This is a genomic window from Francisella marina (genome assembly GCF_008369785.1).
In the GTDB taxonomy this organism is placed as follows: Bacteria; Pseudomonadota; Gammaproteobacteria; order Francisellales; family Francisellaceae; genus Francisella; species Francisella salimarina.
Genome location: NZ_CP043552.1, coordinates 1,038,831 through 1,053,932 on the forward strand (window position 1 = coordinate 1,038,831; position 15,102 = coordinate 1,053,932).

The following is a 15,102-nucleotide window of genomic DNA, read 5'->3' on the forward strand; positions in this document are numbered from 1 at the left end:
TCTCATACTTAGGACATCCTATTTGATGCTTAGCCTTTATAGCTCTCTAGAAATTCTTTTCTAAACTCTTCAAATCTGCCCTCTTCTAAGGCTTGACGAATATTTTTCATTAGGTTTTGGTAATAAGTTAGATTGTGGATTGTATTTAATCTTGAACCTAATATCTCTTGCGTTTTATCTAGGTGATGCAAATAACTACGACTAAAATTTTGACAAGTATAACAATCACAGTTTGAATCTAATGGAGACACATCATCCTTGTGTTTGGCGTTTCTAATTCTAACAACACCCTCTGATGTAAACATATGACCATTGCGAGCGTTTCGTGACGGCATTACACAGTCAAACATATCAACACCACGATAAACAGCCTCTACTAAATCCTTTGGCGTACCAACACCCATCAAGTATCTCGGCTTATCTTCTGGCATTTGATGAGCAGTATGATCAAGTATTCTAATCATATCTTCTTTAGGCTCACCCACAGATAATCCACCTATTGCAAAACCATCGAAATCTATTTCTTTTAAAGCTTTTAGAGACTCATCACGTAAATGCTCATACATTCCACCCTGAATAATTCCAAATAATGCAGATGGATTATCTCCATGAGCATCTTTTGATCTTTTTGCCCAACGCATAGATAGTTCCATAGAATCTTTTGCCTCTTTTTCAGTAGCTGGATATGGTGTGCACTCATCAAAACACATTACAATATCAGAGCCAAGATCTCTTTGGACTTGCATTGATATCTCAGGAGATAAAAAAACTTTTGAACCGTTAATTGGTGATTTAAATGTAACGCCCTCTTCTGTAAGTTTACGCATTTTACCCAAACTAAAGACTTGAAATCCCCCAGAGTCTGTAAGTATAGGTTTGTCCCAACCGTTAAAATCATGTAAAGTACCATGTTTTCTGATAATTTCAGTACCTGGACGTAACCATAGATGAAATGTATTACCCAAGATAATATCAGCACCCATTTCTTTTAACTCAACCGGAGATAGAGATTTAACAGCTCCATAAGTCCCTACTGGCATAAATGCAGGAGTCTGAATATCTCCTCTTGGGAAACTTATTTTCCCTCTTCTAGCTTTACCTTCTTTTTTAATCAAGTCGAACTTCATTACAGTCATAAAATTTAACCTTTTGAAACAGATATTAATGAATAAGTTTTTTTAAGCTACTAATCCTATAACAAACTTATAAAAATAGCTAGCGAAGATATTGCCTAGATAGTATTATCTCTTATAATAACTCAAATAGTTTTAAAATCATCAAGGAAAACAATGAACTTTTTAAATTTTAGCATACTAGTGTTTGCTTATCTTTTGGGATCAATTAATAGTGCAATTATTGTCTGTTATATATTTAGATTACCATCTCCAAGAAGCGTTGGTTCTGGTAACCCAGGAACTACAAATGTTCTAAGAATAGGTGGTAAAGTACCAGCAGTAATAACTCTTGCATTTGATATACTAAAAGGTCTAGTGCCCGTAGTTTTAGCTAAAGTATTAACTGGGAATGAGTTTATAACTGCTTGTACTGCACTATATGCAATCCTTGGTCATATATTCCCACTTTTCTTTGGCTTCAAAGGCGGCAAAGGTGTTGCAACTTTAATAGGTACACTATTTGGATTTAGTTGGATTTTGGGTTTAATATTTGTCATTACGTGGTTATGTGTTGCTGTGATTACTCGTTATTCATCTTTATCCGCATTAGTAGCTACTGTTATAGCAAGTTTTTCAGTAATATTTACATCTGATTTACAAGTGGCAACACCATTTTTGATAATAGCGATAATAATACTTGTTAAACACAGAGGAAATATTCAAAGATTAGTCAGTGGTCAAGAAAGTAAAATCGGCGATAAAGCAAAGGCAAAAAATGATTCAAATTAAAAATTTAAAAAAAGAGTACAGATCAAATAATACTAGCAATCTCGTGCTTGACAATATAAACCTTGATATTAAGCAAGGCGAGATATTTGGTATAATAGGTCATAGTGGTGCAGGCAAAAGCTCACTTTTAAGATGCTTAAATCTTCTAGAGCAACCTACTGATGGTTCAATATTCATTGCTGATGAGAATATTACAAAGAAGAATCCAAAACAGCTTAGAGAATTTCGCAAAAAAGTTTCGATGATATTTCAGCATTTCAACTTGCTATCATCTCGCAATGTTTTTGAAAATATTGCCCTTCCACTTGAGATTCAAGGAATACCAAAGGCCGAAATAAAAAAAAGAGTTTTTGAGCTTTTAGAGCTGGTAGAGCTTCCAAATAAAGCAAATGCATATCCTCAAGAGCTTAGTGGAGGTCAAAAACAAAAAGTTGCCATTGCTCGAGCTTTAGCTTTAGATCCTTTAGTTTTATTATCAGATGAAGCAACATCGGCACTAGATCCAACCTCTACAAAACAGATTTTGGCACTTCTTAAAAGATTAAATAAAGAACTTGGCTTAACAATAGTTTTGATTACACATGAAATGGATGTTGTCAGAAAAATCTGTGATCGTGTAGCAATTATTGACAAAGGTCGTATTGCAGAAATGGGCAAAACATTAGATATATTCCTAGATCCTCAAGCCCCTGTAACAAAATCTTTTGTTGAAACAAGCATACACACAAAAGTTCCAGACTTCATAGCTAAAAGACTTTATGACAATCCTTATAGCTATGATGATACATACCCCGTAGTACAGCTAACATTCTATGGAGATAAAGGTAAGATGCCTATCATTGCCGAGATTTCTCGTCAATTTAATGCTACAGCGAGTATCATTCAAGCAAATATAGAAACAATCCAAGAACAAATAGTTGGAATTGCCATTTGTCATATTACAGGTGAGCGTCAAGACTGGGAAAATGCATTAAGATTTCTTTCAAACCAAGATGTTAATTTAAAGGTGCTAGGTTATGCAACAGCAGACAATATTTAGTTTACATGAGCTTAGCCTAATAGCTCAATCAACATGGGAAACTATTTTTATGGTTTTCATAGCTACTTTAGTGGCTGTTATAGGTGGTATATTATTAGGCATATTACTGTATATAACACAAGATAGTAAAAATGTTGCTGTTAAAGGATTTAACAAAACATTCAGTATTATTATAAATATAACTAGAAGTATCCCATATATCATATTGCTAATACTTCTATATCCTCTGACAAGACTTATAGTTGGCACAACAATAGGGACTACCGCTTCAATAGTACCTCTGGCTATTGCTGCTCTGCCATTTTATGCTCGACTAACTGAATCAGCTTTGCGTGAAGTTGATAACGGGCTTATTGAAGCAGCCAAATCAATGGGAGCAACTAAAAGACAGATTATTTTTAAAGTATTACTTCCTGAATCAAAAAATTTGTTGATTGATGCTGCTACTTTAACATGTATTTCACTAATCGGTTTCTCAGCTATGGCTGGTATCGTTGGTGGTGGTGGCCTAGGTGATTTGACCTATTTCAAAGGTTATAATTACGGTAATTACACTTTATTACTTGGTGGTGTAATTATGTTAGTTATACTTGTTCAAATTACACAATCATACGGCAACTATCTAGTTACCGCCAAGAAGTTAACTTCACTTTGGATTATTACAGCTATTCTATTGGGTGCATGTGGTACACAGCTGTATGTAAATGCTGCAGCTACTACCAATACAAATGAAATAACTGTAGGATATATTACCAGTCCTCCTCAAGATAAAATCATGCAGCTAAGTAAAAAAATAGCTAAAGAAAAATATAATCTTGACGTAAATCTAGTAACATTTGGTGATTACAACATTCCTAATAGAGCACTTAATGATGGGGAGTTGCAAGCAAATGTTTTCCAACACATTCCATTCCTAGAAAATCAAATCAAACAGTTTGGTTATAAACTTACATATATTGGTAAGACTTTCTTATACCCAATGGGAATGTTTTCTAAAAAGTATAAAAATATCCAAGATATTCCAAATGGCGCTACAGTAGCAATCCCTAATGACCCTACTAATCAAGGTAGAGCATTAATGATTCTACAAGATGCTGGATTAATCAAACTTAAAGATGGTATAACTTGGAAGGCTACTACAGATAGTATAGCTAGTAATCCCAAAAATCTAAAAATCATAGCTTTACAAGCAGATCAAATCCCTAATAATTTAGGCGATGTAGATATTGGTATTGTAAATAATGACTATATACCTAAGGCAGGTCTAAGCCTAAAAGATGCTCTTTTTGTAGAACCTAAAGATTCTCCTTTTGCAAATGTCATTGCCGTTAAAGAATCACAAAAAAATAATCCTAAACTTAAAGAGTATGTACAAGCATTTAATACAGATGAAGTTAAACAATTAGCTGAAAAACTTTATCCGAATGGTGCTGCTATACCAGCTTGGTAATTATTTCTTTCATTTATTAATTTATAATCACAATTTTATATGTTTTAATGTATTCAAAGATAAAACTTACTATTCTAAAAATTGACAAGTATAAATAAACAAATTGGTAGTATCTTCTTGATTATAGGTACCTCTTTGGGCGGAGGTATTCTTGCTATTCCTATGATTCTTTCAAGCTTTGGTGTCGTTATTGGTTGCATCATAATGTTTTTGATGTGGCTTTTAATGACATATTCAACATTAGCTGTTGCAGAAGCATGCCTACATTTTGAAAGTGGTATTAGTTATCTAGGACTTGCTCATAAACTCTTTAAAAAACCAGGAGTCATTCTGGTTTATATATGTGCTTTTGGAATACTTTACGGAATGCTTGCAGCATATATCTCTGCAATAGGCTCATCTTTTGAAAGCCTACTAGATATAAACTATATTATTATAGAGATTGGCTTTGTTATACTTTTTGGTGGATTTATATTAAAAGGCACAGGGCCTGCTGAATGGCTTAATAGGATTTTTCTTACCGTAAAGCTTATTATCATATTATTTACAATACTTTTACTCTTCAAGTCTATAAGCATCTCTAAGCTAGATAGCTATAGTTTTGGCACTCTAAAAGAGGTTATAGTTACTTTACCTATACTTGCCACAACATTCTCAGCTCACATAATTGTTCCTAGCGTTGTCAACTATGTAGGACCACACCCAAAAGATATTAGAAGAATTATTATAGTTGCATCTCTAATAATACTAGTAATATATGTATGCTGGATAGTATCAATATTTGGCAATATAGCTATTTATGGTGATAAAAATAGTTTTGCTGAAGTCTTAAAATCTCTTAGCTCCGAAGATAGTGTCACTCAGCTTATTTATATTCTTAAAGCTAATATTCAGTCTTCTGAAGTTATAACTTTAATTTATACCTTTATTACAATTTCTGTGACAACTGCTTTTATAACTCTATCATTAGCATTAAAAGATCTAATACTTGATAGATTTAAAATGAACAACCTATCAACACTAAGCAAAAACATTCTTCTAAGCTTTCTGCTTTTCATGTTACCGATATTTCTGAACTATTATTTTAAAAAGCTTTTCTTAATCGCTCTTTCTGTTGTAGGTCTATTTTCTCTAATTATGCTTGTTTCATGTCCACTAAATATGGTTAGAATACTTCGTAACCGTAATTTTGAAATAATTTACAAATCAATGAAAAATAGCAAGCTTAACAACTTTGCTCTAACTATTGCAATTATCATCATCATATTCCAAGTTATTGATTATATTCTTTAAATATTCTCTTTAAGCAAATAAAAATATAAAATATAAATAGTTATTTAATCACAAAATTACAAGGTATAGATATGCAACACACATCAGGTTTTTTAGATTTAGTAAACGATGCAAAAAGTAGAATACAAGAATGTACAGTTGACGATATCAACAAAATGAATGAAACAGAAACTCTTGATGGTTTACTTATTGATACACGTGAAGAGTCAGAGTTTGCAAATGGATATATTCCTAATGCTATTCATATTAGTAAAGGAATTATCGAAAGTGCTATTGAGTCAGCAGTTCCTAACAAAAATCAAAAGATGTATTTTTATTGTGGTGGTGGCTTCAGATCTGCTATCGTAGCTGATAAACTGCGTGAAATGGGTTATAAAAATGTAATTTCTGTTGATGGTGGTTGGAGAGCATGGAATGCTAAAGGCTATCCTACTAAATCACCTAATCAAGCTAGACCACATGAGTTTTTAAAGCTTGTCAATAATGCCAAATCTGATATCAAAGAATGCTCTGTATCTGATTTATACGATAAGATAAACTCTAATGAACTAGATGGTGTCATTTTTGATGTTAGAGAAGATTCTGAGTTCAATAGATTCCATATCCAAGGTGCTACCCATCTTAGCAAGGGGCAAATAGAAGTCAAAATTGAGAGTCTAATTCCAAATAAAAATCAAAAAATATATTTATACTGCGGTAGTGGCTTTAGATCGGCATTAGCAGCTAAAAGCTTAAAAAGTATGGGCTATATGGATATTATATCTGTAGAAGGTGGAATCAATGCATGGTTAAATAATAACTTCCCTGTAACACAAGACTAGGAACTATATAATGTCATTTCGAATTGGTCACGGTTATGATGTGCACAAATTCACATCTTCAAAAAAAAATATCATTATTGGTGGAATTGAGATTCCATATGAAATGGGACTAGAAGCTCATTCTGATGGTGATGTATTAATCCATGCTCTTTGTGATGCTATTTTAGGTGCACTAGGTCTTGGAGATATAGGTAAACACTTCCCTGATACCGATATGGAGTATAAAAATACTGATAGTAAATTTTTCTTATCTGAAATAAAAAAAATGCTTGATGATAAGGAGTACGAAATCAGTAATATTGATTGTACCATAATTGCACAAGCACCTAAGATGCTTCCTTATATCGAAAAAATGAAAGCTTGTTTGGCAAATGTGCTTGAAGTTCAAACTAATCAAATAAATATTAAGGCAACAACCACAGAACGGTTAGGATTTATAGGTAGGAAAGAAGGCATTGCCACACACGTTGTATGCCTACTAAATAGATAACTGATTTAATTACTTCTGAGCTAGGTTCTCAAGATAGTTTGCGACTTCCTCTAGCTCAGCCTGACAACAGAAAATGCCAATATCATCATCTTCAAGCTTGTCTAAGATATACTTCACACCTGTTAGCTCACCATGTGAAATATAAGTCTTTGAGATATCAAACCCTTTGCTCTGTAAATCACCTCGGATTAATGTCGGTAGTTCAAGAGGCTCAGCTCCTCTAAGATACTTCTCTGTTTCTTTAATGACCACAAAATCAATACCATGCTTAATTATAATGTCATTTATGCCAGGTATCAGATACTTCCTATCCCCAGTAGTACCAATCATCAAGTATTTCTTGCCACCTTTATCATAAGCTTTCATCATACTCAATAACGCATCCATACCAGCTTCATTATGAGCATAATCAAGAACCACAACCTTATTATCAAACTCAAAGATATTAGCACGGCCTCTATTAACTTTAGGATCATTCTTATAGCTTCTAAGAGCTTTTTCGATATTATCAAAACTAATTCCAAGCTTAAAAGATAAAGCTATAGCGATCATAGCATTTTCGATATTATGCTTAGCAAAACCTTTAACTGTCAATGGAGCATCAACAACTGGCAGTATTTCCTGTTTAGAGTCACTACTTGTCCAAGTAAAGCTACCATTTTCAACAATACAAGCATAATCAGACTTTGATAAATAATAGTCCATATCGTGTTGCTCTGGATTTTGCGTCACGATAATTTTTGCACAAGTTAACTTATCAAAGCGCTCTTTCATATACGAATTATCTAAGTTGATAATAGCATGAGAGCCTTTGCCCATCGTACGGAACACAATCGATTTTGCTTCTGCTAACTCTGCAACAGTCTCTATTCCATCCTCACCTAAATGATCAGCAGAGACATTCGTAACAGCTGCTGCATCAACATAAGTTTCTATTAAACCTCTTTTTAAAAGTCCTCCTCGAGCAGACTCTAGCAGAGCTACTTCGACTTTCTTATTTGTAAGAACAAATTGATGTCCTGTTGGACCCGAGTAATCGCCCTCATCTATCAACTCATCATTTACCTTTACCCAATCAGTAGATGTATACCCTGTAAGCTTACCTGCTGTACGACAAATATAATCAGTAAGTCTGACCGTTGTAGTCTTACCATTTGTACCTGTCACAATAACAGCCGGTATATCATAAACTTTTGACCAGTCAACATCTTCAATTTTATCGTTGTCTAAATCAAACTCATAACAGCCAGTACCAGAACCAACATAAGCTTTATTCTTATCTCTAAAAGCATTAAAACCTTTGGATTTAGCTAATTCATAAAGCTTTCTATAAGTTAAGTTTTTATCTTCATTTATAAAAGGCATTAGCTCATCTTGTGCTTCTTGAAGTGATTTGAAACTGCCTGTTTCAAAACCTTCTCTCACAGAAAGCCAAATAAAGTCAATAACATCACACGCTGGCATTGTAATGTCGACAGGGGCAATCATTGCATAACGAACACCATTATTAAAAAACTTATGAGTAAGTTTTATATCTTGCCAACCTAATACAGGAAGAATCCTATTAGCCTCTTGATAAAAAAGTTCTGTCAATTTATCGCGGTGCTCTATAAGTGGCACATCCAGAACCGTTCCAGTCTCTTTAAAAAACAAGTTAGGTCCAACAAGTCTACGTGAATAACCTTCAGGAATCATATAAAGGCTCCCTTAAAATAGTAATAAACAATTAGTCGTTATCTTCTTCATCAAAAATAACTCTAACACCACTCTCATCAGCTATAACACCTGCTTTTATAACTTCAGAAATTTCTTCTGATAGACTAGGATCCTGAGCAATAATAGAAGCAGAAAACATTTCTTTCTTTTCTTCTTTTTGCTCTTTATTGTCGTCAGCATCTTCTTTGTTAAAGTAAATAATCTGCTTCCATGTTCTTTTTAATTTATCTGCAAAAATAACTACCAGATCACCATCCTGAGCCATTGCCAGAGCATGATCCACAGCTTCTTGCTCACTCTCGATAGTTTCTATCCTATCGGCAGTCACACCAGCCTCTATTAAACCTTCTTTAAGCATTCTTGGAACTTCATCAGGAGCTCGACCTCTTAGAGTATCATCACGCTTACAAATAAAGTGATCGTAATATGGTGCAGCAGTTTTAGCTATTTCGTAGATATCTTCATCTCTTCTATCACCTGGTGATGCTAAAACACATATTTTCTTACCGGCAAACTCCATATTATCAACCATCTGGCTCACAAGCTTTATTGCTGCTGGATTATGTCCATAATCCATCAGTACTTTAAATGGATGCTCCTCAAACCAGTTCATACGTCCTGGCGCTTGGTAGAATGATGTTACAAATGTTCTCAATCCATCTCTAATATCATCTAAACTCATACCCATACTGTAAGATATAGCTATTGCAAACATAGAGTTTTGAACATTATGGATAGCTTTACCTTCCATTGTAGCTGGAATCAAATGAGTCCATAAAACTGGTATATGAACATGATTATCAAAAATTGTAATCATATCTCCATTAACACCCTTTTCAATAATACAAGCTTTACCGCCAGCACGTATATGTTGTTTAACTAAAGCATGCTCTGGATTCATAGTTACATATAGTATATATTTTGCTGTTACTTTAGCTGACATTTTAAGTACATTAGGATCATCAGCATTTAGAACTGCGACATCCTTTGCTGCTTGAGGAACTATACTCTTAACTTTAGCCAAATCTTCTAACGTATTAACTCCTTTAAGACCTAGGTGATCAGAGGATATATTTAAACACGCTCCAACATTACAGTAATCATAGCCCATACCACTTCTTAGTAACCCTCCTCTAGCAGTTTCAAGGATTGCCATTTCTACAGAAGGATCTTTCAAAACCATTTGAGCTGAAGCTGGACCTGTAGTATCACCTGCTACAGTTAGTTTTCCATTGATATAAACACCATCTGTGGTTGTAAGTCCTACTATTTTCCCAGCATTTTTCCACATATGAGCAACCATACGTGATGTTGTAGTTTTACCATTTGTACCAGTAATAGCAGCAATTGGAATCCTAGCATTACCATGTTCTTTAGGAATCAGCATATCTATTACTGCACCTGCAACATCTCTAGATTTACCCTCACTAGGAGCCACATGCATTCTAAACCACGGAGCAGCATTACATTCACAAATAGCACCGCCAATATCGTGATAAGATTGTGATATATCATCTATCAAGAAATCAACACCACCAACATCAAGACCTATAGCTTTTATAGCTCTTTCCGCCATATCTTTGTTGTCAGGGTGTACAATATCAGTGACATCAATAGCTGTACCACCAGTTGAAAGGTTGGCTGTAGATCTTAAATAGAAAACTTCTCCATCCTTAAGAATAGTATTTTCATCATACCCAGCAGCTGCCAATAAAGTCTTAGCTTGATAGTCCAACTCTAATTTTGTTAGAACTTTCTCATGTCCAACGCCTCTACGTGGATCTTCATTTACAATATCAACTAGCTCTTTAATATTATGCCTACCATCTCCTATCACATGACCAGGAACCCTTTTAGCAACAGCTACAAGCTTACCATCAACCACCAACATTCTATGATCGAAACCAGTAGCAAACTGCTCCACTAAAACATATCTAGATACTTTATTTGCTTCAACGAAGGCATCTTTAATTTCTTGCATAGTTTTTAAGTTAATAGATATTCCACGACCATGATTACCATCCAGAGGCTTAACAACTAATGGGAAGCCTAGGATTTTTGCAGCTCTTAAAGCTCCCTCTTCAGTAGTTACCATCCTTTGCTTAGGCATAGGAAGCCCCAAACCTTGTAGAATAGTATTCGTCTGATTTTTATCACAAGATAAGTCAACAGCAATACTAGTAGTTTTACCTGTAATTGTTGCTCGAATTCTTTGTTGGTATTTACCATAACCAAATTGAACTAATGAATGGTCATTTAATCTAAGATACGGAATATCTCTTTTTTTAGCAGCTTCAATTAATGATGCTGTACTTGGTCCAAATTCTTTGCTTTGTGCAAATTTTATAAACCTTACTTTTTCATATTCAAAATCAAAATCTTCATTCTTATGAGCCACTTGCTTTTTAAGATCCTCTGGCAATAAAGATATCAATAAATCTCTAGCCAACTCCATAGCTCTTAGACCAACATCTTTTTGCTTATATTCATAGACCAAATTATAACAACCAAGCTCACCTGTCGATCTAGTACGACCATATGTTACATTACTACCAGCTATATCTTGAAGCTCTAGTATTGCATGCTCCCAAATATGACCCATCCAAGTGCCTTCATCCTCTCTCATTCTACGGATAAAACCACCCTTTTCTCTATATGAACAACCATGCTCTTCTAATCTCGGTAAACTATCCACAAGTCGATCTACAAAATCCTGACCAATCTTTGCAGATGGCCATTCTTCAAGCACTCCCAAATCAATTTCATGTTTAATAACAGGAAAGTTTGCATAGATGTTAGGTCCGACATAAACATTAGTAGATAGTATTTTCATTAAAGACTCCTTAGATATTCAATCTTGTATACACTTAATATATACTTCACAAATCATGATACATAAAAATCATGTCCAAGAATAGCGGATTTTAATAATTCTACAAAAATTTGTAAGGAAGATAATGAAATATGATTTCGGCTTTATAGCTATTGGCGATGAGGTAGTAGATGGAGATATAGTTAATACTAACTCCTGTAATTTTGCTAAATACCTAGTAAGTAATGATTTTGAAATAGGGTTTCATATATCGTGTAAAGATGATTATGAAGATATAGTTTCAAGTATAGAGTTTCTAAAGCAAAATCATAAAAACATTATAACTATAGGCGGCTTGGGTCCCACTGAAGATGACTTAACCACAGAGTCAATTGCCAAATATTTTGACAAAAGTCTATCTTTAGACGATAACTCATGGCACAAACTAGAAAAAAGGATGATTGAAAAATATGGTAGAATTACTTTGGGTACTGAAAAACAAGCTATGTTTCCTCAGGGCTCAGAAATCTTAATAAATCAAAATGGTACTGCAAACGGATTTAAACTAGAGTTTGAGTCTGGTCGATATATATATGTTTTTCCTCGACCTCCTAAAGAGTGCATTCCTATGCTTGAGGCATTAAATCTAAACAACAAAACAAATAAAAAAAGAAAAATAGTTCGTAAAAAATGGAATATTTTCAATATTGGTGAAAGCCTGCTTGCAGAAAACTTAGAAGTGATTAAGGAAAAATATCCGTTTGTTACTTTCAAATATAGAATTGCAGAAGGCTTTATCGAGTTAAAGTACTTTTATCCTGAAGGTTGTCCTCATAGTGAAAGTATTATAATAGATGTAGAACATCTTTTAAAAGATTATCTAAAGACTAAGATTTAACTGTTCTTTCTTATCAATGAATATCGCATCAACCTGCCATTCAAGCAAGTGTTTAACTTCATCATCTGTATAAACAGAATAAACAAAAACTTTACCAAATTTACGTTTCAAATATTTAACTCTTGAATCGGTTAAGCAGCTATAATTTATTATGACTGCTATATATTTATTTTTAACAAAGTCTTTATAAAAATCACTATCAATATATTCAAAATCCCTAACCCAGTTAACGGTGTAAAAAAGTTTACCTTGAGTAAAATCTTTATGTCTTCTTAACTCTCTCATTACCACTTTTGAGAAGCTCGACAATAAAATTTTTGATTTCATAGTTGGATAATGCTCAAGAAGCTCAATAACCTTAGCGACTAAAGTCTTTTGGTAGCTTATATTTTCATTACTTACTTTAATTTCAAGATTCAAAAAAGCATTATTATTCTCCGCCCACTCGATATACTCTTTCAGTGTTAATATTTTAGCTGTTGACTTTAACTTAGGATGAACAAGTTCTAAAGACTTTAAGCTAAATATTGACATATTAGTAACATTTTTATCAATATCAAAAAACCTTTTTGGAGTATCATCATGAAACAAGAATAACACCCCATCAGAACTCATTTGCACATCTGTTTCAAACCAATTAAACCCAGCATTCTTGGCAATTTGAAAGGCTTCTATTGTATTTTCTACAGCATCATTATTTGCGCCTCTATGAGAAATATATCTATCTACATGCATATATCAAAAAATTTATTAAACTCGGATTTGAATTATACATTAAAAAATATTATTAAAATAAATCCTTTTTATTAATTTATATTGAATATTTTGTTTTTTAATAATTATCTCAATCATGATATAATTTTTGTTAATTTTTGTGATTTATTTTAGTATAAATGATTGATAGTCCGTATATTAACAAGAAGCTAGCTTCTTTACTACTACATCGTAAGCTTATAACAAGAGAGCAACTTGAAGAGATAAGTTTAGATAAATCACTAGCCAAACAAGACCTCTTAGACTACCTAATTGATCATGAATTAGTTGATAGTAAATCATTTATGATTGAATCTGCAACTCTGTTACGTTTACAGTATATTGACTTAACTGCTATAAATGTAAATTTTCTACCGCAAGATTACTTTGATGCTGAGTTTTGTAATGAGAATAAATGTTTACCACTATTTAAAAGAAAAAAGAGCATTTATGTAGCAATAGCTAATCCAATAGATAGTCAAGAAATACTAAAAAAACTACGCAGTAAATATGATTATTCTTTTACTCCTATTGTAGGAGAAATTAATCTAATACGAGAAAAGATTGAAGAGTACGATCAATATCTCAAAGATGAAGGACACGTAGAAAGCGAATCAAAACTTGAAGAGCAGATGAATGCTGGTGGTGAGCTTGATATTGACTTTGTTGAAGAAGGTGAGCGTGAAGGAGATGCCATAATAGGAAGTGGTGAAGATGAAGAAGCTCCTATCATTAGATTCATCAACAATACTATTGTGGATGCAATACAAAAAGGTGCTTCAGATATACACTTTGAACCATATGAAAAAAACTTTCGTATTAGATACAGAATAGATGGCCTACTAATAGAGACTTTTAATACCAAAAAAAATCTTGGACCTAAAGTTATATCAAGACTTAAGATTATGTCTAGCCTTGATATCGCAGAAAAAAGAATCCCTCAAGATGGTAAATTTAAAATTTCTCTTTCAAGAGAAAAAGCTATTGATTTTCGTGTTAGTACATGTCCAATAAGTTTTGGTGAAAAAGTTGTACTTCGTATTCTTGATTCTAGTTCAACACAAATACCAATTGAACAATTAGGTTTCTCAGAAACTCAAAAAGAAACATATCTTAAATATATCAAACAACCACAAGGCATGGTACTAGTAACAGGTCCAACTGGTTCAGGTAAAACAGTTACTTTGTACACAGGTATAAACATTCTGAATAAACCTGAAAAAAATATTTCTACAGCAGAAGATCCTGTCGAGCTTTTTGTAAAAGGTATCAACCAAGTTAACGTTAATAATAAACAGGGGTTAACATTTGCCGCGGCTCTTAAATCTTTCTTACGTCAAGATCCAGATATAATCATGGTCGGTGAGATTAGGGATATTGAAACAGGATCCATTGCAATTAAGGCATCGCAAACAGGTCACTTGGTTATGTCAACACTACATACAAATAGTGCTCCAGAAACATTAAATAGATTGGTAGATATGGGCTTACCTAGATATAATATTGCTACTTCTGTAACGTTGATTATTGCTCAGCGTTTAACAAGAAAATTGTGCCCAAAATGCAAATTAGAAGATACTGATACCGAGTTTTCATTACTTGTTGAGGACAGTGGCCTAAATGATGAGATACTTATGAAAACATTCGGTACAAAACTTGAAAAAGTAAAGAGTGCAAAGATATACAAACCAAACCCTAAAGGATGTCCAAGATGCTTTAAAGGATACAAAGGAAGACTTGGTTTATATGAGGTTATGCCAGTTTCTAGAGAAATTGCAAAAATGATATTAGAAGACAAAAACACTATGGAGCTAGCAATACAGGCTCAAAAAGAAGGAGTTGCCACAGTTAGACAGTCAGCACTAGTAAGAGTTTCACAAGGGTTAACATCTATGGAAGAGGCTTACAGAGTAAGTTAAAGGATAA

12 protein-coding genes are annotated in these 15,102 nt (G+C 33.5%); 8 read left to right on the forward strand and 4 right to left on the reverse strand.

Annotated elements, in window-relative coordinates; all coding sequences use genetic code 11:
• Window positions 1-29: 29 nt before the first annotated feature.
• Window positions 30-1,136: a tRNA guanosine(34) transglycosylase Tgt gene (tgt, locus tag F0R75_RS05185; protein WP_149368085.1), complete on the reverse strand. Its 1,107-nt coding sequence runs from the start codon at window positions 1,134-1,136 to the stop codon at window positions 30-32.
• A 153-nt stretch (window positions 1,137-1,289) separates the two neighbouring features.
• Between tgt and plsY the strand changes: the two genes are divergently transcribed.
• The 6 genes from plsY to ispF all read left to right on the forward strand — a co-directional run bounded on the left by plsY (window position 1,290) and on the right by ispF (window position 6,997).
• The gene (gene plsY, locus F0R75_RS05190; protein WP_149368084.1) at window positions 1,290-1,904 is read left to right on the forward strand and encodes a glycerol-3-phosphate 1-O-acyltransferase PlsY; all 615 of its coding nucleotides are present in this window, start codon (window positions 1,290-1,292) and stop codon (window positions 1,902-1,904) included.
• The gene (locus tag F0R75_RS05195; RefSeq protein ID WP_146421184.1) at window positions 1,891-2,943 is read left to right on the forward strand and encodes a methionine ABC transporter ATP-binding protein; all 1,053 of its coding nucleotides are present in this window, start codon (window positions 1,891-1,893) and stop codon (window positions 2,941-2,943) included. Before plsY ends, F0R75_RS05195 begins: the two co-directional genes overlap by 14 nt.
• Entirely contained in the window at window positions 2,921-4,393 is a 1,473-nt protein-coding gene (locus tag F0R75_RS05200) for a MetQ/NlpA family ABC transporter substrate-binding protein (protein WP_149368083.1), read from the forward strand. Before F0R75_RS05195 ends, F0R75_RS05200 begins: the two co-directional genes overlap by 23 nt.
• Before the next feature lie 81 nt (window positions 4,394-4,474).
• Window positions 4,475-5,686 (forward strand): amino acid permease, encoded by a 1,212-nt coding sequence (locus F0R75_RS05205; RefSeq protein WP_149368082.1) that lies wholly within the window; start codon window positions 4,475-4,477, stop codon window positions 5,684-5,686.
• 71 nt (window positions 5,687-5,757) lie between these two features.
• Window positions 5,758-6,507: a rhodanese-like domain-containing protein gene (locus F0R75_RS05210; protein WP_149368081.1), complete on the forward strand. Its 750-nt coding sequence runs from the start codon at window positions 5,758-5,760 to the stop codon at window positions 6,505-6,507.
• A 10-nt stretch (window positions 6,508-6,517) separates the two neighbouring features.
• Window positions 6,518-6,997 (forward strand): 2-C-methyl-D-erythritol 2,4-cyclodiphosphate synthase, encoded by a 480-nt coding sequence (gene ispF, locus F0R75_RS05215; protein ID WP_013923367.1) that lies wholly within the window; start codon window positions 6,518-6,520, stop codon window positions 6,995-6,997.
• Window positions 6,998-7,006: 9 nt separating this feature from the next.
• On the opposite strand, the gene F0R75_RS05220 is transcribed toward ispF, so the two are convergent.
• The gene (locus F0R75_RS05220; protein WP_149368080.1) at window positions 7,007-8,692 is read right to left on the reverse strand and encodes a Mur ligase family protein; all 1,686 of its coding nucleotides are present in this window, start codon (window positions 8,690-8,692) and stop codon (window positions 7,007-7,009) included.
• A 31-nt stretch (window positions 8,693-8,723) separates the two neighbouring features.
• Window positions 8,724-11,546 (reverse strand): cyanophycin synthetase, encoded by a 2,823-nt coding sequence (cphA, locus tag F0R75_RS05225; protein ID WP_149377218.1) that lies wholly within the window; start codon window positions 11,544-11,546, stop codon window positions 8,724-8,726.
• Between the two features lie 124 nt (window positions 11,547-11,670).
• Between cphA and F0R75_RS05230 the strand changes: the two genes are divergently transcribed.
• The gene (locus tag F0R75_RS05230; protein ID WP_149377219.1) at window positions 11,671-12,423 is read left to right on the forward strand and encodes a competence/damage-inducible protein A; all 753 of its coding nucleotides are present in this window, start codon (window positions 11,671-11,673) and stop codon (window positions 12,421-12,423) included.
• Here the strand turns inward: F0R75_RS05230 and F0R75_RS05235 are convergent.
• Window positions 12,406-13,158, reverse strand: coding sequence for a glycerophosphodiester phosphodiesterase family protein (locus tag F0R75_RS05235; RefSeq protein ID WP_149368077.1), 753 nt, complete (start codon window positions 13,156-13,158; stop codon window positions 12,406-12,408). The two genes, F0R75_RS05230 and F0R75_RS05235, sit on opposite strands and share 18 nt — an antisense overlap.
• Before the next feature lie 158 nt (window positions 13,159-13,316).
• Here F0R75_RS05235 and pilB point away from each other — a divergent pair, with 158 nt between their 5' ends.
• Window positions 13,317-15,095 (forward strand): type IV-A pilus assembly ATPase PilB, encoded by a 1,779-nt coding sequence (gene pilB, locus F0R75_RS05240; protein WP_146421176.1) that lies wholly within the window; start codon window positions 13,317-13,319, stop codon window positions 15,093-15,095.
• The last annotated feature ends 7 nt before the right edge of the window (window positions 15,096-15,102 follow it).